This is a genomic window from Maricaulis sp. CAU 1757, from assembly GCF_054482675.1.
In genome coordinates this window covers 386,644-406,235 of sequence record NZ_JBTLRI010000001.1, presented here as the reverse complement: position 1 = coordinate 406,235, position 19,592 = coordinate 386,644, and the positions used below count along the sequence as shown (strand labels likewise).

The window sequence follows — 19,592 nt, the reverse complement described above, 5'->3', positions numbered from 1 at the left end:
GGAGAAATCAGATGAAGCCCCATGTTCTGATCGTCGAGGATGAAGACGCGTTGGCTACCCTGCTTCAGTACAATCTGGAGAAGGAGGGCTATTCGGTGGCAGTCGCGGGGGACGGCGAGGACGCGTTGATCCAGGCCGAGGAAATTACACCGGACCTGGTGATGATCGACTGGATGTTGCCCAAAGTGTCCGGCATCGAGGTGTGTCGTCGGCTACGTAGCCGACAGGAAACCGCAAACGTGCCGATCATCATGCTGACGGCTCGCGGAGAGGAGACGGATCGGATCCGCGGCCTCGACACAGGGGCCGATGACTACATCGTCAAGCCGTTCTCGATGAGCGAGCTGTTCGCCCGGATCCGCGCGGTACTGCGCCGCATCCGGCCCGGCCTCGCCGAAGACGTGATGACGGCCGGCGACATTGTGCTCGACCGTGTGGGCCACCGGGTTCGGCGCGGCGATCGGGAAATACACCTCGGACCCACCGAGTTCCGCCTGCTAGACTATCTGATGCAGCATCCCGGTCGGGTGTTTTCGCGCGAGCAACTGCTCGATGCTGTCTGGGGTGCTGACGTCTATGTCGAGGTGCGCACGGTTGATGTGCATGTCGGCCGTCTGCGCAAGGCACTCAAATCCAAGGACCGCAAGGACCCGATCCGGACAGTGCGATCCGCTGGCTATGCATTTGACATCAGTGGATGAAGTCGGATTCCGGTGGTCACACGCTGGCGCGATATGGGCTGGTATCGTTATGCAGACTGATCCATAGTTTGCGCTTGAAGCCCTCGGGGACCCGGTCATGAAAATAAAGCTGATCGCGCCACTCGTAGCAGGACTGTGCGTATTGGGCTTCGCCGCCATTCTGGCCTGGATCATCGAGACGGCCGAGGCGAATGTCGAGCGTACGCGTCTTGGCGAGACAGCGGCCCGCATCGAAAAGCGCATCGAAGGCCAGGTGCAGGTGTTGTATGCCGTACGTGCGCTGATGTCCGCCTCCGAGCGGGTTGATCGGCACGAATTACTGGCTTTTCTGGACGCCATTGAAGCGGAAGAACGAGTTCCGGGCATGCAGGGTGTGGGCTTTGCCCTGGCCATCGACGCGGAGGCGGACGAGCCGGTGCGCTCGCTGGTGCGCGAGCGTTATGGCATTGACCGCGGGCCGTGGCCGGAGACAGACCAGGCGATCCGCTTCCCGATTGTCTATCTGGAGCCTGACGACGAGCGTAATCGGGCCGCGCTGGCCTATGACATGTATTCCGAGCCAGTGCGACGGGAAGCCATGGATGCGGCCTGGGCGTCGAACCTTCCTGCCGCCACTGACCGGGTCACATTGGTGCAGGAAATCGACGAGCAGGTTCAGGCCGGATTTCTGATCTATCTGCCGCTCTACCAGCTCGATAACCCGTCCGAGATCGAAGGCTTTGTCTATGCGCCTTTTCGGGCGCGGGATTTGCTGGAAGCCGCACTCGAGGGGGCTGATGAGGGACGCCTGGTGGCGGTCTATTCCGATCAGCTTGGCGAGGACAACCAGCTGTTTGATTCCGGCCGCTCGCGATCACGCTCGTCTGAGCACGAAATTCAGGTCGCTGGCCGCAAGTGGGTTCTTCTGCTTGAACCCAGCTATGCAGGCTCCGGCATATGGCGTGGCGCCTCTCTCGTCGCGCTTCTGGCAGGCGTATTGCTCGCGCTACTCGCAGCGGGGCTCGTGCAGGCCATGCAATCGCGGTTCGAGGCGACGAACCGCTTGGCCGAAGAGCGCGCGCGGCGGGCGTCCGAAAAAGATGTGCTGCTGGGGGAAATGAACCATCGGCTAAAGAACGTCATCGCACGTATCCTATCGGTAGCGCGCATGTCGGCACGCCACGCGACCGACGTCGACAGTTTCATGGTCGCCCTGACGGGGCGCTTGCAGGCTCTGGCCGTGGCCCAGGATTCACTGACGGAAACGCGAGGGCGGGAAGGGAACCTCGATCGACTTGTCCGGGCCGAGGTCGAGCAGATCCAGGACGGTGAAAGCCTTCAGATCGAGGTTGGCGGAACACCGGTCATGCTGGACGATTCCCAGTCCCAAGCGATCGGTCTTGTGGTTCATGAGTTGATGACCAACTCGGCCAAGTACGGTGCCTTGGCGCGGGATGGCGGTATCCGTATCACCTGGCAGACCGACACCGACGCGACTGGCAACCGGCAGGTCATACTGACCTGGGAGGAAACCGGAATAAGTCTGGACGCGGATTTGCAGCGCGAAGGCTTCGGGACGCGACTGGCTCGTACCATGATGGAAGGCCAGCTTCGCGGCGGCTTCTCGCGCACGGCAAAGAACGGAACGCTGACTGTTCGGCTCAACTTCCCTTACCGGGAACCTGACGACACCTGATAATGTGAGTGTGCCGGTCCAGGGTGAAAGCCCTGGAAGAGAAAACGGCCGCTTCCGGGGAAGCGGCCGTTCTACTGCCGGGCCAGTGGGTGAGGGGCCCGGTTACACTTGTCTGGCGCTAGAAGTTGTAGCGCCGTGTGGCGGCCAGGGAATCCAGGGCTGCGGCAGCGTCGGAGGTGCGGCGACGGCGCTTCTGGCTCGGCTGGTAGGCCATGTCGGAATGGGCGTGGCAGTAGGCTTGGCCGCTTTCGGTCTTGTGACCGCAGAAGCGGAAGCTGGCCTGGGCAGGGTCACCGATCGGCCATTTGCACATGCTGTCGCGAAGGGTCAGCACGGTAGCCAGGTCGCCGGACGGCAGGACGGCTGGCTCGACGGGGGCCGGTGTGGACGGCGCAGGTGCTGCTGGAGCCTGACGAGACACGCTGGGAGCGCTCGCGACCGGCGTGGCCGTGGTGCGTGGGCGGGACGGCTTGACCGTGCGCCGGGCCGGCCGTGACGGTGTGGCGCGACCTGAAAGACCGAGCCGATGGACCTTGCCGATGACGGCATTTCGGGTCACACCACCCAATTGTTTGGCAATCTGACTGGCGCTCAGGCCGTCTGACCAGAGTTTCTTGAGTTCTTCGACGCGTTCGTCAGTCCAAGCCATCGCACTTGTCTCCCGGTTGGGATGCGCTCGCCCCATGTGTTGAGGTCTTATCGCGCATTGCTCAATTCATGTTTTATCACACAAGATATTGTAGCAGCGCGGTGCTGGGCCACAAGATCGGGGTGTGAACTTCCCTGTGGAAAGCTTACTTGCACCCCCAATCGTTAACGCAGATGGTTACCGGGATCTTAAGGGTAATACGAAATGAGTAACGGACACTTAACCACTCAGAACGCACCCAGGCAGTTCGGCTTCGTCAACTGGCTCGGCCTATGGACTTTGTACAAGAAGGAAGTCCGGCGATTCCTCAAGGTCCTGATGCAGACCGTGCTCGCCCCCGTGGCGACGACCCTGCTGTACATGACCGTGTTCGCCGTGGCCATCGGAGCGCGCAGAGGCGATGTGAACGGCGTGCCGTTCATCGAGTTTCTGGCGCCGGGCCTGATCCTGATGGGGCTGCTGAATAACGCCTTTGCCAATTCGGGCTCTTCGATCCTGGTGTCGAAGGTGCAGGGCAATGCGGTCGATTTCCTGATGCCGCCCCTGTCGCCGCTGGAGCTGTTCCTCGCCTTCACGGGGGGCGGCATGACGCGCGGCATCCTGGTGGCTGTGGTGACGGCCGTGACCTTGCTGCCTTTCGTTGACCTCTTCCCGGCACACTGGTGGGCGGTGGTGTATTTCGGTGTATCGGCGGCGGCAATGCTGTCGATGATCGGGATAATCGGCGGGCTCTGGGCCGAGAAGTTCGATCACATGGCTGCTGTCACCACTTTCGTGATTACCCCTCTCACATTCCTTTCGGGCACGTTCTACTCGGTCAACAATTTGCCCGAGCCGATCGCAACAATCAGTCATTTCAACCCGTTTTTCTACATGATCGACGGGTTCCGCTATGGCTTTACAGGCACGGCGGACGGGTCTCTGGCCATCGGCGTCGGGCTGGTGCTGGTGCTGAATCTGCTTCTGGGCGCCACCGCTTATCTGCTCCTGCATGCAGGCTGGCGCTTGAAGAGCTAGACGCGTCGTCCTAGACGAATTCGACCCTGTGCCCGGGCAGCCCGGGCCCTACCAGCTGGAGGATTGCCGATGCCTGCACCGATGATGGACACCTATAGCCCGCCGGATCTCGTCTTTGATCACGGCAAGGGGGTGCGCCTCTACACGGAGTCCGGCGACGGCTATCTCGATTTCATTTCCGGGATTGCGGTCAACTGCCTGGGGCATGCCCATCCCAAGGCCGTGGCTGCGCTCAATGAGCAGGCCGGTAAACTGTGGCACCTGTCCAACATGTTCAAGGTGCCGAAGGGTATCGAGCTGGCCAAGAAGCTGACCGACGCGACCTTCGCAGACCGGGTCTTCTTCACCAATTCCGGAGCCGAGGCGATGGAATGCGCGCTCAAGACGGCGCGGCGCTACCACTATGACAATGGCAATCCCCAGCGCTACCGGATCATCACCTTCACCGGGGCCTTCCACGGTCGCACCTATGGCGCGATCAATGCCGGTGGCAACCCGAAATACCTGGAAGGCTTCGGCCCGGCCATGGAAGGCTTCGACCAGGTCGAGTTCGGGGATCATGATGCGCTGCGCGCGGCCATCTGCGACGAGACAGCCGCTATCTGTGTCGAGCCGGTGCAGGGTGAAGGCGGCGTCCGCGCCCTGCCGGAGCAGTGCCTGCGCGGCCTGCGTGAGCTGTGCGACGAGCACGGCATCCTCCTGATCTATGATGAGGTGCAGTGCGGTGCCGGCCGGACCGGCAAGCTGTTCGCCCACCAATGGACCGAGGGCGCCGAGCCGGACATCATGGCGTCGGCCAAGGGGATTGGCGGCGGTTTCCCAATGGGCGCTTGCCTGGCGACCGAAGCCGCAGCGGCTGGCATGGTTGTAGGAACGCACGGGTCGACCTATGGCGGTGGACCGCTGGCCATGGCTGTTGGCAATGTCGTGTTCGACGAGCTGACCGCGGACGGTTTCATGGACCATGTCGTTGAGGTTTCGAACTTCCTGACCCAGCAATTGCATGGCCTGAAGGACCGCCATCCGGACAAGATCGAGGAAATCCGCGGCAAGGGCCTGCTCGTCGGCATGAAGCTGAAGCCGGCCTTTGACCCGAAGAAACTCGCAGGACTCGCCCGTGAGCGTCACCTCCTAGTCGGCGCAGCGGGCGACAATGTTTCGCGTCTGGCGCCGCCGCTGGTGATTACCAAGGAGGATGCGAGCGAAGCGGTCGGGATCCTCGACGCCTCCCTGACGGCTCTGGAAGCGACGGCCTGACGATGAGCGAGGTGAGTGAAACGGCCGAACCGTCCGATCCGCTGGGCAGCCGCGACGATATCGTCGCGGGCTTCCAGGTCGAAGGTCGCACCGTGCGCGGCCGTATCACTCGCCTCGGCTCGACCCTCAACAAGATCATCGCTCCGCACGACTACCCCGCACCCCTGGCGCGCATGGTCGGCGAGGCGGCGATGATCGCGACCCTGGTCGGCGATGCCCTCAAGTTCGAGGGGCGGCTGATTGTCCAGGCCAACGGCAACGGACCCGTGCGTTTCGTGGTCGCCGAATACGTGGCCGGGGGCGGTGTGCGGGCCATGGCCAGCTTTGACAGGGACGCCGTTGAGGGGGCGCTGGCCGGGGCCGAAGATGTCGCCGGTCATCTCGGTTTGCTGCTGGGCAAGGGATCATTTGCCCTGACCCTGGATTACGGACCGGACAAGGACCAGTACCAGGGCGTGGTCAGCCTCGACGCTCCGTCTCTTGCGGCGGCGGCGGAAACCTATTTCCAGCAATCCGAACAGACACCCACGCGCCTGAAACTGGCGGTCGGTGAAATCTGGGAAGGCAGCGAGGCACGCACCTGGCGGGGCGGCGGGGCACTGCTCCAGCAGGTTGCCGGCGACCAGACGCGAGGGGCATCCGAAGAGGACTGGGACCACGCCCGGGCCCTGTTCGAGACGCTTGGTGACGAAGAGCTCCTCGATCCCGACCTGGCTGCGGGTTCGCTGCTCTACCGCCTCTTCAACGAGGACGGTGTGCGTCTCCAGGAACCCCGTCCGGTGCCGCACCGCTGCACGTGCGAGCGCGAGCGCCTGCGGGCCGTAATCGCCAACTTCCCGCCAGAGGATCAGGCGGAAATGGTGGCTGACGGGCGCATCGTCATGACCTGCCAGTACTGCAACCGGGACTGGGCTTTCGCGCCCGAGGAGATCGGACAAGCCGGTCAATAGTTCAAATTCGAGCGGTTCGGCACATCGGACTGAAACCGGTGCCATGTCAGTCTACGGTCAGCGCTAACCCCTGCCTGAACGGATACGGTCGTGGACACCCGTACGCTGATGATTGCCGTTGTGCCTATCCTCCTTGGAGGATTGCTGGTGCATGCCGTGAATGCGGGGCTGCACCGCACCACTCGCGGGCCCATCTGGTGGGCGGTCGGCACATTGATCCACGGCCTGGGCCTCGGCCTGATCGCCCAGCGCGCTCACTTGCCGGAGGCCGTCGGTGTTGTCTTCGCCGACCTCTGTGTAGCCGGCGGCTTCTCCTTCATGCTGGAAGGTCTGGCCCGATTTGCAGGGCGGCCCGGACCGTGGCGGGTTCATCTTGTCTTGTTCGCCATTATGCTGGTCGGGTTCTCGGCGATGACCTGGGTCTGGCCGTCCGGCGTCGGACGCCTTGCCCTGTTCGCCGCTGGTGCCGGAGTGCCGGCCTTGATGATGCTCCGCTATCTCGAGCCCATCGGACGGCGTGACGGTCAAGGCTCGGTCCGGCTTCTGCGCTATACCATCGTTTCCTTTGGCGTGGGGCTGGCCGGCGTCGTTGCCTCCGTCATGCTGTTTGCGCCCGAATTGCCCAGTGTGCTGACTCCGAGTCTGATCGTCGCCATCGGCTTCCTCCTCATGCTGGTCGTGGAAACCAATCTCATCTTCGGCTTTGTCCTCCTGACGTCGGGCCGGGCCGCCGCCGAATTGCGCCAGGCCGCCCTGACAGATCCGTTGACCGGTATGCCCAATCGTCGCGGCTTCGCGGACCGGCTGGCGAAATCTGCACCGTCGAACAATGCGCTCCCACTCACCCTCGTGCTGTTCGACATCGACCACTTCAAGCAGATCAACGATCGCCACGGGCATGCCACCGGTGACGCCATGCTGTGTCATGTGGCCAAGCTGCTGAACCAGGCCCTGTCGACGCCCCATGATGTGGCCCGCTTCGGTGGCGAAGAGTTTGTCGCCGTGCTGCGGACAGAGACGCGGCGTGAGGCGACCGAGCTGGCAGAGCGGGTGCGCCGGCTGATCGCCGCTGTGCCCTTGCAGGTGGGGGAGGACAGTGTGACGGCTACCGTGTCGGCCGGTCTGGCGCCGTTGGAGAACCCGGGAAGTGGGTTTGAACGCGCCTTCAGCCGGGCCGACAGTGCGCTCTACGAAGCCAAAACCCGTGGCCGAAACCAGGTCGTTCGCGCGGCCGCCTGAACGGGCTCAGGGTTGCCAGAAGCGCGGCGAGAAGATCACCAGAACCGCGAGGACCTCAAGCCGGCCGACGAACATGTTGGCCGTGAGCACCCATTTGGCGGGGTCTGGAAGCGCCTGGAAGGTGCCGGCCGGGCCAATCAGCGGACCAAGGCCGGGGCCGACATTGGCGAGGCTGGTGGCGGCGCCGGACAGGGCCGTCGTCAGATCCAGGCCCAGTGCTGACAGGACTGCGGAGCTGAGGACGAAAACGGCGAAAAACACGAAGAAGAATCCGAGCACCGAGTGCAGGGCACTTTCCGCTACGGGACGACCATTATAGCGCATCGGAATGACGGCGCTGGGGCGCAGCAGGGTGGCGAGATAGCGCCGGATGGCGGTACCAGCGATCTGGTAGCGGAAGATCTTGACGCTGCAGGTGGTCGAGCCGGCACAGCCGCCAATGAACATGAAGACAAAAAAGGCCGCCTCCGCTGCCGGGCCCCAGGACCCATAATCGGCGGTGGCATAGCCCGTGCCCGTGATGATCGAGATGGCGTTGAAGGAGGCGAGCCGAAGACCGTCTCCGGCCGAGTGGATGTCGCTGAGCACGAGGAAAGCTGTCAGGGCCAGGCAGGCGAACACCACGACGCCGACAAAGCCGCGTACCTGGGCGTCGCGCCACATGGCGGTCGGCTTGCCGCGGGCCGCCAGAAGGAGCAGGCCGAAGGGCAGGGCTGCCAGCAGCATGAAGACCATGGCCACGAGGTCCGCGCCGCTTTCACGGAAGGCCCCGAGCGACTGGTCGGAGGTGGAATAGCCGCCCGTGGCCACGGTCGTCATGGCGTGGGCGATGGCGTCGAGGCCCGACATGCCGGTGGCAAGGTAGGCGAACATGCAGGCCAGGGTAAGGACCAGATAGATTGTCGAGATGGCGGCGGCAATCTGGGTCGCCTTGGGCAGGACCTTGTCGGAGGCGTCGGAGGATTCGAGGCGGAAAAGCTGCATGCCACCGATGCCGAGCATGGGCCAGAAGGCCATGGCGGTGACAATGATGCCGATACCGCCGATCCACTGGAGTATGGCGCGCCAGAGCAGGAAGCCCGGCGGGCGGTTCTCCAGACCCGTGACAATGGTCGATCCGGTGGTTGTCAGTCCCGATACTGCTTCGAAAATGGCGTCGGTCCAGTCGAGGCCCTCTCCGGCGAGGCGAAGGGGGATGGCTGCCACGGCGGCGAGCGCCATCCACGAGCCGATGGTCAGGGTGAAGGCCACCCGCGGCGAGATGGTCTGCAGGGGCGCCCGGTTGGCCAGGGAGAGAGCGCCTCCGACAAACAGACCCAGAATGGCCGCGATGAAGAAGGCGCCGGCACTGGCGGCTTCGCCCGACACGGCGTCCAGCACGGCCGGGGCCAGCATCGCCGCCGACAGGACCATGACCATGATGCCGATGACGAAGAAGACGGGCCTGAGTGAAGCAATCAAGACTGCACGCTCCCGGACCGGGTCATGACGGCCTCGTCAATGCAAGTGGACGCGGTCGTGCGGCCGGTCCAGCGAGAAGCCCGGTATCGGGGCGGCGAAACTCTCGCCATTGGTCCGGCGCATCTCATAGCTTCCGGTCATGAAACCTGAGGGCGTGCGCAGCGGGGCGCCTGACGTGTAGCGAAAGCTCTCGCCCGGCTCGATGACCGGCTGTTCGCCAATGACGCCGAGACCCTGCACGTGCTCGGTGCGGCCGAGCGAATCCGTGATCACCCATTTTCGTGCAACCAGCTGGACCGGATCGGGGCCGGTATTCTCGATCTCAATCGTGTAGGACCAGACGTAATGCCCCTCATCGGGATCGGATTCATCTTCCAGGTAATCCGGAGCGACGGAAATTCTCACGCCGCCGCATTCATGTTGATACATGGCTCTGCCCCGCAAATGCCGGGACCGCCAACGGCGCTCCCGATCCGCCATTCATCATCGACTGCTGCGCCGCCCGGCTCAACCCCTACGGTCAGCATGGCTGGACAGGGCGGCCATGATGGGAGAGACATCCTGTCCCCTTCAATAATTGTCCCGATGTCCATGTCTGCTTCCGGAATCCTTCCCGACCACGCCCTGCGCGCCCTGTTTGACGACGGCGTGATCCGCGCCGAACGGCCGCCTGCCGAGGATCAGATTCAGCCGGCCAGCATCGACTTGAGACTGGGGGCGAAGGCCTACCGCCTGCGCGCCAGCTTCCTGCCCGGTCCGGACCGGACCGTGGCCGAGCGCCTGAGCGATGACGTGATGATGCACAGCATCGACCTGCGTGACGGTGCGGTACTGGAGACAGGGTGTGTCTATCTCGCACCCTTGCAGGAGAGCCTGAAGCTGCCGGCCGGCCTGACCGCTGCCATGAACCCGAAAAGCTCGACCGGGCGCATCGACGTGTTCACGCGCGTCATAACCGATCACGGCACCGCCTTCGACCAGGCTCCGCCGGACTATGAGGGGCCGCTCTACGCGGAGATCTGCCCGTGCACGTTCTCGATGCTGGCCCGGGAAGGCGACCGACTGAGCCAGGTGCGCTTCCGCCGCGGCGCACACCAGCCGTTGCGCGACGTCACGGTGAGTGTCGACCTGGATGGGTTTGACAACGGCATTGTCGGCTACCGGGCCCGGCGCCATTCCGGCCTGGTCGATCTGTCGCGCATTGGCGGCCACGTGGCGTCGCGCTTCTGGGAGCCGCTGACCACGCCGGACCGGCGCCTGGTCCTTGATCCAGGCGAATTCTACATTCTGGCGTCGCGAGAGGCGGTCGAGATCGGGCATGACGAGGCCGCCGAAATGGCGCCGATCGCGCCGGAAATCGGTGAATTCCGAGCTCATTATGCGGGCTTTTTTGATCCGGGTTTCGGGGTCGAGGATGCCGGAGGTGCCGGGTCTCGGGCGGTCCTTGAAGTGCGCGGACGAGACGTTCCCTTCATTCTCGAGCACGGCCAGCCGATCGCCAAGCTGGTTTACGAGCCAATGCTGGAGGCACCCACGACCGCTTATGGTTTGTTGGCATCAAACTACCAGGCGCAGGGGCTCAAACTCTCCAAATTCTTCGGTCCCTGGGAGGATTGAGCGTGGAAATGCCCGAGCAGACTGGCACGAAGGCTTGATCACGAACCCGTGAGGCACAATAGTTTGCGCAGCTAGGAACTGGGGAAGGCTGTCATGTCTCGTATCGTGAGTTTGTTATTGGTGATGCTGTTCGGAGCGGCTGCGCAGGCGCAGCAGGCTCCCAGCATCGAAGACTTCGCCGCGGGCGCGAACATGCAGTCGGTGTCGCTGTCGCCGAACGGCCAGCGCATCGCCTTCATCTCCGGCGAGACGCGGGCCGACCGCAACATCATCGTCACCTCCCTGGTCGGGGAAGCGCCAAGCGTCATTGATGGCGGCGACGACCAGGTCCTGGTCGGTGTCGGATGGCTGTCGGACGAGTATCTGATGGCGACCTATTCCGATCGCCGTGAAGACCAGCGCCTCACCGGCGGCGAGCGCGCAGACGTGTTCCGCGACTACGTCATCAAATACGATGGCAGCGTGAACTGGGAGTTCCCGATCGATGGCAGCGTCGCCAATCGCGACCTCTCCGACCCGGACAGCTTCCTGGTCTTCCTGCCGGTGCTGCAGGACAATCGCGGTTCGCGCGCTGCGGGTGACGGTGTGAGCCGCGCTGTCGGCCTGTTCCGTCAGGGTTTCCGCAATGCCCGCGACCGCAGCCGTGTGTTCATCGGCGATGGCGGTTACAATTACCTGGTCAATGCCGACTTCGAACCGCTAGTCCGCTACACGCTGGACGGCTCGACCTTTGAGCTGTGGTCGCGCCATTCCGGCAACTGGCGCCAGGTTTACACCGAGAACCTCGAGCGTGAGCGGTTCCGCTTCGGAGCCCGTCAGTCGGATCGTTGGAAGGGCCGGATGACGAACATGGCGGGCCTCGACCCGACCGGTCGCTACGGCTACTTCACCTCGCGCGTCAATGATGACCGTTCGGCGGTATTCCGCTTCGACTTCCAGACCAATGAGATCGAGGGACCGATCGTTGAGTCCGACCTGGCCGACGTCGGCTCCTTCATTTCCGACTGGCGCACCGGTTCGATCATCGGCGTGCGTTGGGACGAAGAGCGTCGCCAGACGCGCTATTTCGACCCGGCCTTTGCCGAGCTGCAGACGCAGATCGAAGGTTTCTTCCCGGATTCCAATGTCTCGATCGCCAGCTATGACCGTCACTTCAACAAGGTGATCATCAGCATCACCGGTGGTCAAACGGCCGGGACTTACTACCTGCTGGATCGCGCCTCCGGTGAAGTGGCGCTGCTGTCGCAGGCTTATCCGCGCATTCCCGACGGCGTGGTCAACCCGGTTCAGGTGGTGGAGTATGAAGCCCGCGATGGGCTGGATCTGTTCGGCTACCTCACCTTGCCGCAGGGGCGAGAGGCGAGTGACCTGCCGCTGGTGATGATGCCGCATGGTGGTCCGCAGGCGCGTGACTTCTACGGTTTCGATCCGTGGGCTCAATTCCTGTCGTCGCGTGGCTATGCGGTGTTCCAGCCGCAATTCCGTGGGTCTGAAGGCTTTGGCCGCAGCTTTGTCACCCGGGCGCACGGTGAATGGGGCCGGGCCATGCAGGATGACGTATCCGACGCGGTCGCCCACCTTGTGGAAGAAGGTGTCGTTGATGCAGACCGGGTTTGCCTGTGGGGGTGGTCTTATGGTGGCTATGCGGCCCTGGCCGGCGCCACGCTGACGCCCGAGCTGTACCGGTGCGTCATTGCCGGTGCCCCGGTGTCCGATATCTTCGCCATGATGGAATACGAGGAAGGCCGGCAGGGCGGTGCTTCGCTGACCTACTGGGCGGAATATATCGGTGACTGGCGCCGCGATCGGGATGGCATGGAAGCGATCTCGCCGGCTCGCCAGGCGCACAATGTCCAGTCGCCCCTGATGCTGATCCACGGTACCGATGACATCATCGTGCCCTACGAGCAGGCCGAGATCATGGCCGAGGCGCTCGACGCGGCAGGCAAGCCCTACGAGCTGGTGCGCATCGAGGATGGCCCGCACCAGTCCTACCGCATGACCTTCGACAACAAGGTTCAGCTTTACACCGCGCTGGAACGCTTTTTGTTCACGCACAATCCGCCGAACTGAGCGGAGGCACCATAGACGGATCAGGGCCGGCCTCGGGGTCGGCCCTTTTCATGTCCGGTGGTGGCAGGCGGAGCGGCGCGCCAGAACAGGCGTGGCCTGTTTTTTCGCTTGCCGGGCGCTGTGGTGGCCCGTTATCTGTGGCCCTGACGCGGGTGTAGCTCAATGGTAGAGCAGAAGCTTCCCAAGCTTACGACGAGGGTTCGATTCCCTTCACCCGCTCCAACTCCCCAACCGTCGAATTTTCAACGGATTCACAACCGCCGGACCTGGCTGAGGTCGAGACCTGCAAGCTCGGCCAAGTGTGCCAGCAAGATCACGGCGATGCCGGCGACCAGCACGGCGATCAGGGTCCACGGGATCATGCGGGGGCCCTTTTCCGGGCGCACCGGTTGACCGGCTCGCCAGCGGGCGATCACGAAAAGCGCGATCGTGAGTGCGAGGCCGACAAGTGTGTGGGTGAGGGACAGGTACATGTTGCGGTCTTTCGATCAGCGCGCGTCGTCGGTTTCGAGGGCCAATCGGCTCCGCAGATCGGCGAGGCAGGCTCGCTCCCGGTCGAGTAGCAGGCGGTCACCGGCATAGGATTCCGCGTACGCCGAGACAGTATTGCAGGCTTCGGCGAAGCGCACCTCATCGGTGCGGCGCAGCATGGCGAGGCTCTTGTTCAGACGAATTCCGACTTCAAGGTAGGCCGCTCCATCGCGGGCGATCGGGAGAAAGCCGTCGTTGAGCAGGTCCATGGCCTGCAGGGGCGGTATTGACAGGTCGGGATACTTGGGGGCTTCGCCGGCATGTTTGCGGCACGCGGCGCTCCAGCTGTCGAGGACCCGGATCAGCGCGCTCATGACATTGATTGCGGTGCCGGGATCATTGACCGCCGGGGACAGGGCCCGAATGGCGATCTCGGCCAGGCATATGACGCCGAAGCGGGGGTCCTGCTCGAACGTGCGGGTGCGACCGATGGTGAAGCTGTCCCGGATGGCGTCACAGATTTCGGTGTCGTCCCGCGTGCACCAGGCCAGGGGTTGGCCCGGTCCGACGAGCGTGCCGGGGCGCGCTTCGATGTGAATGGCGCAACCGTGTTCTCGGGTAAGTTGGCCGAGGGCCTCGTGGTCGAAGGCCTGCACATAGCCAACCTTTTCGGCGCAGATGTGGCTGGAATGGGCGGGCGGTTCGTGTCGGATCAAACCACCGCGGGCCGGGTCGGCGCTGTCGCGGTGCAAGGCGCTGCGGGTCGCCATCTCCACAGACCGGATGGCTTCCTCGACACCGCCGAAACTGCCGAGGCGCTCGATCCAGCGCACCAGGGTGAAGACCACGATGCCGATGACCAGCAGGCTCAGCAGAAACAGGATATGAATGCCGACTTCATTGTACAGATAGGTGTTCAGACCGACGAGGCCGAGGATGGAAAAGAGGAAGGCACCAATGAATGTGGAGACGGCGTACTGAGCCGTACGATCCTCGGTCATCAGGGCGCGGGCGCGCGGCGTGGCGGCCTGGGCGGCTGCCTCGAAGGCGGAGAACAGAGTGGCGAGCGAGAAAATCGCCACCGCCAGCATTGAGGAGGCGAGGATTGACAGGGTCTGCTCGACCGCCTTGGTCTCGACCCAGCCAACCCATTCTTGCGGGATCAGGCGAGACAGGGCCGGGGTGAGCAGGACCACGAGGATGGCGGCGAAGGCGAACAGGGCGGGGCGCAACCAGATCGAGGACAGGATGCGTTGCAGCTTGAAGTTCGACAGCATGGGTGAGGTCCGCTGATCGGCCGGAAGGAAGTTGCAAACTGGCACGCCACGCGCGCCAAGGCGAGATGCCTGTCAGTTGGCGGGCTGGACGCGGCTGATGCCGTGGCGGGTTTTTTCCCAATGGAAGGGACGGCGCGCCAGTTCGAAGATGGCCCGCCACGCCGGGATGGTGTGCAGGGCCCAGTAAAGCGGTAAAGTGAGAATACTGGACCAGGCCCATGCAAGGTTGGCGCGGCGCATGCCGTTGACGGCGCAGAGCGCTCCCGCGAAATAGCCAACCAACACCAGTCCGCATACAAGGGGTGCAATTCCGACCGGACCACATCCGAAGAATGCCATTCCGAGGCAAATCAGGGTGACGGGCAGGTGCAGCGCAGCAGACAGGACAGTCGCTCCGAGCAGAAGTGCCGTTTGCCAACGCTCCGGACCAGACTGCCGCCAATGCACGATCAGTGTCTGGGTGTAGCCCTTGAGCCAGCGCGTCCGCTGACCGGTCCAGGCTGAGCAGCTGATCGGGGCTTCTTCCAGTGTTGTTGGCCGGATCAGGCCAGCGCGATAGCCATGCCGGTGCAGCCGCAAGCCGAGATCGGCATCCTCGGTGACATTCCACGCATCCCATTGGCCGACCCGGTCGAGGGCGGCACGGCGGAAGTGGTTGCTCGTCCCACCCAGGGGCAAGGGCCAGCCGAGGCTTTGGTAGAGCGGTAACAGGGCGTGGAACTGGCCCGCATACTCAAGCGAGAATTGGCGGGTCAACCAGCATTCCCCGGCATTGTACCAATTGAGCGGGGCTTGCAGCACGGCGAGGTCGGGCCCAGCGGCTGCGAAACTTTCCGCGGCGATGCGCAGTTGGTCGCGGTGGGGGCGGTCTTCGGCATCGTAGACGGTGATCATGTCGGCGGCGGTAAAACGCAGCGCATAATTGAGGGCGCGCGGCTTGGTGCGGGGCCTGCCGGGCGGCACAACCACGACACGCCGCCGCGGGTCTGGCGGCAATGCTGCGGCAGCGGCCCGGGTCTTCAGGTCGTCTTCCTCCAGCACCAGCAGGAACTCTACTCGGTCAGCGGCATATTCCAGGTTCGCCAGTGCTTGCACGAGATCGGGCAAGATATCGGCTTCGTCATACAAGGCGACCAGAAGGGCAGCGCGAGGCAGTGCGGCGTCGGGAAGAGAGCGCCGGGGCGCGTAGCGCGGGCGCACGAAGAGGGCGAGGCCGCGCAAGCCGAGCTGAAGGCTTACGCCCGGCCACATGGCAAGACCCGCGGCCAGGGCGACCAGGTCAGGGCAGAGGACCAGCCCTATCATCAGCCCGACAGCAAGAAATACCGACCAGCCACGCATGCCGAGGCGACATCTTGAGCCGCCGCTCGTCCCGACGGGGCCGGCAAGCCAGGCGGTTTCCTGTGGCGGGCGGGCGCTGAGCAGTGAGGAGCGTCGTGACAGGCCATTGGCGGCCTCGATCGACCACAGGCGACGGCGCAGTGCCTGTGCCGGGTCTGAAAGGTCGCGCGCAGTCGGATAGTGGTCGAAAGCATCTGAGGCAGGGCGAATGGTCATGCGCGCAGGGCCGGGTGGCGAGGCGCAGCAGTGTGCCAGAAATACCCGTTAAGGTCGAATGTAAATAATGCACACGTTCCGATTTCGTGCGACCTATTCCCTCAGGGCCGGTAAACGCCGATCAGACGCGGAGTCTCGAAATCAGGACCTGCGAGCTGAAAGGCCGTCGCGGTCGCCGTCGGATAGCCGTGCGACAGGGCGGCCTCTGCATCATCGCCCGATTGGCGCGCCAGCTTGTGAGCAAGACCGCCAATGCCGGGATTATGGCCGACCACGAGGATGCTTCTGGCGTCGGCAAAGCCGCGGCGGGCAGCGCGTTCGAGCATTGCGGTGGAGGCGTGGTAGAGGGCCATCGGGTCCTCGATACGAGGCTTACCAAGGGCATCCTCGAGCGCGCTATAGGTCTGCCGCGTGCGCCAGGAAGGCGATACAAGGGCGAGTTCGGCGGCGAGGCTGTCGCGCTGCAACTGGGCTGCCACGGCGGCAGCGTCATCGCGCCCACGCACGGTCAGGCCGCGCTCGAAATCATCGTCGGCCTCGAGCCGGTCGACGGCCTTGGCATGGCGCATCAGGATCAGGATGCAGGTCATGTCGGGCGCCCTTCTTGGCTGCGGGCAGGTGGCCCCCGAGGGGCCGAAGGCAGGCGTGATGTGAGCACAATTTCGTGCGCAGGCACAGGCGGCCCCTTGCAATCGGAGCGCGCCGGGCGCACCTATCCCCTTAGAATATTTCCCGACCGATTTGAACAGAGGAGAGATGCCATGGGTCTGCTTATCGGAGAGACTGCCCCGAATTTCGACGCCGACACGAATGAGGGCCGGATCAATTTCCACGACTGGATCGGTGACGACTGGGTCGTGTTCTTCTCGCACCCGGCCGATTACACCCCGGTCTGCACCACCGAGCTGGGGTATACCGCCAAGCTCAAGGACGAGTTTGCCAAGCGCGGTGCCAAGGCCATCGCCCTGTCGATCGACAGCGTGGAGGACCACAAGGGCTGGATCAAGGACATCGAGGAAACCCAGAACGTCAAGATGAACTTCCCGATCATCGCCGATACCGACAAGTCGGTGTCTGACAAGTATTCGATGATCCACCCGGAAGCCGACGCCAAGGTGACGGTCCGTTCGGTCTACATCATCGACAGCAACAAGAAGATCCGTGCCATGATCACCTATCCGCCGAGCTGCGGACGGAACTTCAACGAAGTGCTGCGGGTCATCGACAGCCTGCAGCTGACCGACAAGCACAAGGTGGCGACGCCGGTGAACTGGGAAGACGGTGATGATGTCATCGTGGTGCCGACACTGTCGGATGCCGATGCCGACAAGCTGTTCCCGGCTGGGTACAAGAAGATCAAGCCCTACCTGCGTGTGACGCCGCAACCCAACAAGGTGAAGACGCCTGCCGAATAGGGGCGGGCTCTCACAAGTACATGAAAACACCCGGCTTTGGCCGGGTGTTTTTTTATGCTCGGTCGACACGGGGTTAACCGTGTATAAAAGTAGCAACTTGATACCAGTTGCTCGGGTCGGGAGGGCCGGATGCCGCAGTCCTATTCCATGCCCGGATTTCATTACCGCGAAATCGACGGCATCATCGAGCTGCATGCCGCGGGCCAGCGGCCGACGGCGGACCTGCGACTGACCGAGCGTCTGGTCGAGGCGTTCAAGCGCGGCAGCCTTGCCCATGGTGTTCTCAATGACGTGCGCGAGGCGCATTACGATCTGAGTGCGATGCAAATGCGCGAGCGCTGCCACCTGGTGGCGCGCCAGCTGGCCCCGTTTCGGGTTGCCACCATCATCCGGGCCGACCAGGTGGCGGAATTCCGTGAGTTCCAGAAGGCGCATGCGGCCCAGGGCGGCACCAGCGCGGCTTTTGCCAGTGTCGAGGAAGGGCGGGCCTGGTTGACGGCCGGGTGTCCCCGGACGGCGCTGGGGGCGGCGGTCGGATGAGGATGACCTTTGCAGATACGCTGATTGCGCCCGTTACCCGGGCAACGCTCTGGCGGCGGCGCGACCTGCTGGGTCTCAACCAGCTGCTTTACCTTGTCTGCGTCGGGCTGATCACATTCACCCTGATGCGCTATTCCACCGGCATCTGGATGACGTTCGGCTATCGGTTCGGGGTGCTGGAACTGGCAGCGCTGCCGCAGGAGATGCAGATCTGGCTGCCGGCGGTGCCGCTGTGGCAGGATGTGATCTACATGGGCGGTTATGTCGGGGCGGTGATGACCGCCGGTCTGCTGCTGGCGCGTCGGCGCGAGGCGTTGTGGGTGTACATCTTCGGCGGCGCCCTGGCCCGGCTGGACTGGGCGCTGCTGCCGGCCCAGCAGGACAGCTGGGCACAATTTCTCGGCTATTCGGCCTTTGCCCAGTATCTCGTCGTGACCGGCTTCCTGATGGTCCTGGTCAACCGGCGCGTGCTCAACTGACGCCGGGCACGGCGAGGGGCGCCGTCCGCGGACGGCGCCCCTACCGGTGTCGTAATCCGGCCCGGAGGCCGGGTCGCAGCGCTTACGAGCCGCTGACCTCATTGCCGTACATCGAGATCACGCTGGTGCGGTATTCGCTCCAGCCCAGCGTACGGTCGCCGTCCTGGTCGAACTCGGAGAAACGGCTGGCTTCAAAGCCGTCATCGGCCTGCCATTCGCCCCACTCCTGGTAGGACACCTGCATGTTGTCATCGCTGTCCATGGCGCGGAAGACCTGCAGCATGGGGGCGACGACCCAGTCGGTCGACGGCGACTTGCCGGCGCTCTGCTGCGAGCTGGCCTGCCAGGCGGCGCGGCGCTCGGTCGCGCTGACCGGCTCGACGAAGGTGTAGGTCACCGGGGCCGTCCAGGCCTGGCTGACATCGGCCTCGGCGAGGGTGTAGGTCTCGCCGTCCTCGACCACGAAGGTGCCGTCATCGGTCGAGACGACGAGGTCGTCGCTGTCGGCGATCAGGGAGCGCGGCCCGCCCTCGGAGATCGACACGTTCTCGGCGCGCATGCGCTCGCCGGTCTCGCTCTCGACCAGGAAGGCGGTGTCGAAATAGCCGGTCATCGGCTCCAGCTGCGACGGGTCGTACTCGACGGTGATCACGTCGATCTCGGTGTCGGCGGAGGCGTTGACATCGGTGCGCAGGACATAGCCGTCGCCGTCCTTGTCGCGCACGACATAGCTCTCATCGCCGAGGCGGTAGGCGATCCAGCCGTCGCCGTCGACATCATAGGCGACCAGGTTTCCGGCCGGCGTCCAGTCGATATAGTCGTAGTCGTGGCGCGGCGTCAGGTCGACGGTGTCGATCGTGCCTTCACCGTCGACGCGGATGCGCGCCTCGGCGTGCTCGGCCCGGTGCTCCATCATGTGTTCGGCGTGGCTCTCGCTCGGGTGGTGGCCCTCGACATGGCCGTCGGCATGGGCCTGTTTCTGGGCCATCGCCGGGGCGGCGGTCAGGGCCAGGGCGGCGGCGCTCGTCATCATCATCAATCGGGTCATCGTGTCGTGTCTCCCGTGGTTTGCGTGCGTGTGAAAGCACCGCCGGTCCCGGGGGGAGGGGCGCGGTGCGGGATACGGGGGTGTAACGGCGAGGGGGCGCCGGGTGTTCCAAGAATGTTGATGCCGGCCCGGCGCTGTACCGGTGGGACAGGATGGCTGGGATTGC

At 63.9% G+C, this 19,592-nt stretch carries 19 protein-coding genes and 1 tRNA gene; 12 read left to right on the top strand and 8 right to left on the bottom strand.

What is annotated here, in order from left to right; genetic code table 11:
* Window positions 1-11 precede the first annotated feature (11 nt).
* The gene (gene phoB, locus ACXYMR_RS01910) at window positions 12-701 is read left to right on the top strand and encodes a phosphate regulon transcriptional regulator PhoB (protein ID WP_458941057.1); all 690 of its coding nucleotides are present in this window, start codon (window positions 12-14) and stop codon (window positions 699-701) included.
* 142 nt (window positions 702-843) lie between these two features.
* Complete coding sequence (locus tag ACXYMR_RS01905; protein ID WP_458941056.1) at window positions 844-2,376, top strand: CHASE domain-containing protein; 1,533 nt, start codon at window positions 844-846, stop codon at window positions 2,374-2,376.
* A gap of 118 nt (window positions 2,377-2,494) precedes the next feature.
* On the opposite strand, the gene ACXYMR_RS01900 is transcribed toward ACXYMR_RS01905, so the two are convergent.
* Window positions 2,495-3,025: a GcrA family cell cycle regulator gene (locus tag ACXYMR_RS01900; protein WP_458941055.1), complete on the bottom strand. Its 531-nt coding sequence runs from the start codon at window positions 3,023-3,025 to the stop codon at window positions 2,495-2,497.
* Between the two features lie 204 nt (window positions 3,026-3,229).
* Between ACXYMR_RS01900 and ACXYMR_RS01895 the strand changes: the two genes are divergently transcribed.
* The 4 genes from ACXYMR_RS01895 to ACXYMR_RS01880 all read left to right on the top strand — a co-directional run bounded on the left by ACXYMR_RS01895 (window position 3,230) and on the right by ACXYMR_RS01880 (window position 7,488).
* A complete protein-coding gene (locus ACXYMR_RS01895; protein WP_458941054.1) occupies window positions 3,230-4,042 on the top strand; it encodes an ABC transporter permease in 813 nt (270 codons plus the stop codon).
* 69 nt (window positions 4,043-4,111) lie between these two features.
* Entirely contained in the window at window positions 4,112-5,299 is a 1,188-nt protein-coding gene (locus tag ACXYMR_RS01890) for an acetylornithine transaminase (RefSeq protein ID WP_458941053.1), read from the top strand.
* A 2-nt stretch (window positions 5,300-5,301) separates the two neighbouring features.
* Window positions 5,302-6,249, top strand: a complete 948-nt coding sequence (locus ACXYMR_RS01885; RefSeq protein WP_458941052.1) for an Hsp33 family molecular chaperone — start codon at window positions 5,302-5,304, stop codon at window positions 6,247-6,249.
* A gap of 90 nt (window positions 6,250-6,339) precedes the next feature.
* Window positions 6,340-7,488 carry a GGDEF domain-containing protein gene (locus tag ACXYMR_RS01880; RefSeq protein WP_458941051.1) on the top strand — a complete coding sequence of 383 codons (1,149 nt, stop codon included), beginning with the start codon at window positions 6,340-6,342 and terminating at the stop codon, window positions 7,486-7,488.
* A gap of 6 nt (window positions 7,489-7,494) precedes the next feature.
* On the opposite strand, the gene ACXYMR_RS01875 is transcribed toward ACXYMR_RS01880, so the two are convergent.
* Both ACXYMR_RS01875 and apaG read right to left on the bottom strand, forming a co-directional pair.
* On the bottom strand, window positions 7,495-8,949 hold the full coding sequence (locus ACXYMR_RS01875) for a TrkH family potassium uptake protein (RefSeq protein ID WP_458941050.1): 1,455 nt from the start codon (window positions 8,947-8,949) through the stop codon (window positions 7,495-7,497).
* A 36-nt stretch (window positions 8,950-8,985) separates the two neighbouring features.
* A complete protein-coding gene (gene apaG, locus ACXYMR_RS01870; RefSeq protein WP_458941049.1) occupies window positions 8,986-9,378 on the bottom strand; it encodes a Co2+/Mg2+ efflux protein ApaG in 393 nt (130 codons plus the stop codon).
* Window positions 9,379-9,540: 162 nt separating this feature from the next.
* Between apaG and ACXYMR_RS01865 the strand changes: the two genes are divergently transcribed.
* The 3 genes from ACXYMR_RS01865 to ACXYMR_RS01855 all read left to right on the top strand — a co-directional run bounded on the left by ACXYMR_RS01865 (window position 9,541) and on the right by ACXYMR_RS01855 (window position 12,861).
* A complete protein-coding gene (locus tag ACXYMR_RS01865) occupies window positions 9,541-10,566 on the top strand; it encodes a 2'-deoxycytidine 5'-triphosphate deaminase (RefSeq protein WP_458941048.1) in 1,026 nt (341 codons plus the stop codon).
* Window positions 10,567-10,659: 93 nt separating this feature from the next.
* The gene (locus ACXYMR_RS01860) at window positions 10,660-12,639 is read left to right on the top strand and encodes an alpha/beta hydrolase family protein (protein ID WP_458941047.1); all 1,980 of its coding nucleotides are present in this window, start codon (window positions 10,660-10,662) and stop codon (window positions 12,637-12,639) included.
* A 148-nt stretch (window positions 12,640-12,787) separates the two neighbouring features.
* A tRNA-Gly gene (locus tag ACXYMR_RS01855) sits at window positions 12,788-12,861 on the top strand.
* 29 nt (window positions 12,862-12,890) lie between these two features.
* Here the strand turns inward: ACXYMR_RS01855 and ACXYMR_RS01850 are convergent.
* The 4 genes from ACXYMR_RS01850 to ACXYMR_RS01835 form a co-directional block, all read right to left on the bottom strand.
* Window positions 12,891-13,112 carry a hypothetical protein gene (locus tag ACXYMR_RS01850; protein WP_458941046.1) on the bottom strand — a complete coding sequence of 74 codons (222 nt, stop codon included), beginning with the start codon at window positions 13,110-13,112 and terminating at the stop codon, window positions 12,891-12,893.
* Between the two features lie 15 nt (window positions 13,113-13,127).
* A complete protein-coding gene (locus tag ACXYMR_RS01845) occupies window positions 13,128-14,387 on the bottom strand; it encodes a DUF2254 domain-containing protein (RefSeq protein WP_458941045.1) in 1,260 nt (419 codons plus the stop codon).
* 72 nt (window positions 14,388-14,459) lie between these two features.
* On the bottom strand, window positions 14,460-15,944 hold the full coding sequence (locus tag ACXYMR_RS01840; RefSeq protein ID WP_458941044.1) for a glycosyltransferase family 2 protein: 1,485 nt from the start codon (window positions 15,942-15,944) through the stop codon (window positions 14,460-14,462).
* A gap of 101 nt (window positions 15,945-16,045) precedes the next feature.
* A complete protein-coding gene (locus ACXYMR_RS01835; RefSeq protein WP_458941043.1) occupies window positions 16,046-16,534 on the bottom strand; it encodes a SixA phosphatase family protein in 489 nt (162 codons plus the stop codon).
* A gap of 171 nt (window positions 16,535-16,705) precedes the next feature.
* On the opposite strand from ACXYMR_RS01835, the gene ACXYMR_RS01830 reads away from it, so the two are divergent.
* From ACXYMR_RS01830 to ACXYMR_RS01820, 3 genes are all read left to right on the top strand, one after another.
* Window positions 16,706-17,359: a peroxiredoxin gene (locus ACXYMR_RS01830; RefSeq protein WP_458941042.1), complete on the top strand. Its 654-nt coding sequence runs from the start codon at window positions 16,706-16,708 to the stop codon at window positions 17,357-17,359.
* A 129-nt stretch (window positions 17,360-17,488) separates the two neighbouring features.
* A complete protein-coding gene (locus ACXYMR_RS01825; protein WP_458941041.1) occupies window positions 17,489-17,899 on the top strand; it encodes a hypothetical protein in 411 nt (136 codons plus the stop codon).
* Between the two features lie 2 nt (window positions 17,900-17,901).
* Window positions 17,902-18,378 carry a hypothetical protein gene (locus ACXYMR_RS01820; protein ID WP_458941040.1) on the top strand — a complete coding sequence of 159 codons (477 nt, stop codon included), beginning with the start codon at window positions 17,902-17,904 and terminating at the stop codon, window positions 18,376-18,378.
* Between the two features lie 82 nt (window positions 18,379-18,460).
* Here ACXYMR_RS01820 and ACXYMR_RS01815 read toward each other — a convergent pair whose 3' ends face one another.
* Window positions 18,461-19,426: a hypothetical protein gene (locus ACXYMR_RS01815; protein WP_458941039.1), complete on the bottom strand. Its 966-nt coding sequence runs from the start codon at window positions 19,424-19,426 to the stop codon at window positions 18,461-18,463.
* Window positions 19,427-19,592 lie beyond the last annotated feature (166 nt).

Bases quoted from the DNA above. Each gene is read 5' to 3' on its own strand.
- phoB (WP_458941057.1), top strand. From the start codon at position 12: ATGAAGCCCCATGTTCTGATCGTCGAGGATGAAGACGCGTTGGCTACC.
- ACXYMR_RS01900 (WP_458941055.1), bottom strand. From the start codon at position 3,025: ATGGCTTGGACTGACGAACGCGTCGAAGAACTCAAGAAACTCTGGTCA.
- ACXYMR_RS01895 (WP_458941054.1), top strand. From the start codon at position 3,230: ATGAGTAACGGACACTTAACCACTCAGAACGCACCCAGGCAGTTCGGC.
- ACXYMR_RS01890 (WP_458941053.1), top strand. From the start codon at position 4,112: ATGCCTGCACCGATGATGGACACCTATAGCCCGCCGGATCTCGTCTTT.
- ACXYMR_RS01885 (WP_458941052.1), top strand. From the start codon at position 5,302: ATGAGCGAGGTGAGTGAAACGGCCGAACCGTCCGATCCGCTGGGCAGC.
- apaG (WP_458941049.1), bottom strand. From the start codon at position 9,378: ATGTATCAACATGAATGCGGCGGCGTGAGAATTTCCGTCGCTCCGGAT.
- ACXYMR_RS01865 (WP_458941048.1), top strand. From the start codon at position 9,541: ATGTCTGCTTCCGGAATCCTTCCCGACCACGCCCTGCGCGCCCTGTTT.
- ACXYMR_RS01860 (WP_458941047.1), top strand. From the start codon at position 10,660: ATGTCTCGTATCGTGAGTTTGTTATTGGTGATGCTGTTCGGAGCGGCT.
- ACXYMR_RS01850 (WP_458941046.1), bottom strand. From the start codon at position 13,112: ATGTACCTGTCCCTCACCCACACACTTGTCGGCCTCGCACTCACGATC.
- ACXYMR_RS01845 (WP_458941045.1), bottom strand. From the start codon at position 14,387: ATGCTGTCGAACTTCAAGCTGCAACGCATCCTGTCCTCGATCTGGTTG.
- ACXYMR_RS01840 (WP_458941044.1), bottom strand. From the start codon at position 15,944: ATGACCATTCGCCCTGCCTCAGATGCTTTCGACCACTATCCGACTGCG.
- ACXYMR_RS01835 (WP_458941043.1), bottom strand. From the start codon at position 16,534: ATGACCTGCATCCTGATCCTGATGCGCCATGCCAAGGCCGTCGACCGG.
- ACXYMR_RS01830 (WP_458941042.1), top strand. From the start codon at position 16,706: ATGGGTCTGCTTATCGGAGAGACTGCCCCGAATTTCGACGCCGACACG.
- ACXYMR_RS01825 (WP_458941041.1), top strand. From the start codon at position 17,489: ATGCCGCAGTCCTATTCCATGCCCGGATTTCATTACCGCGAAATCGAC.
- ACXYMR_RS01820 (WP_458941040.1), top strand. From the start codon at position 17,902: ATGACCTTTGCAGATACGCTGATTGCGCCCGTTACCCGGGCAACGCTC.
- ACXYMR_RS01815 (WP_458941039.1), bottom strand. From the start codon at position 19,426: ATGACCCGATTGATGATGATGACGAGCGCCGCCGCCCTGGCCCTGACC.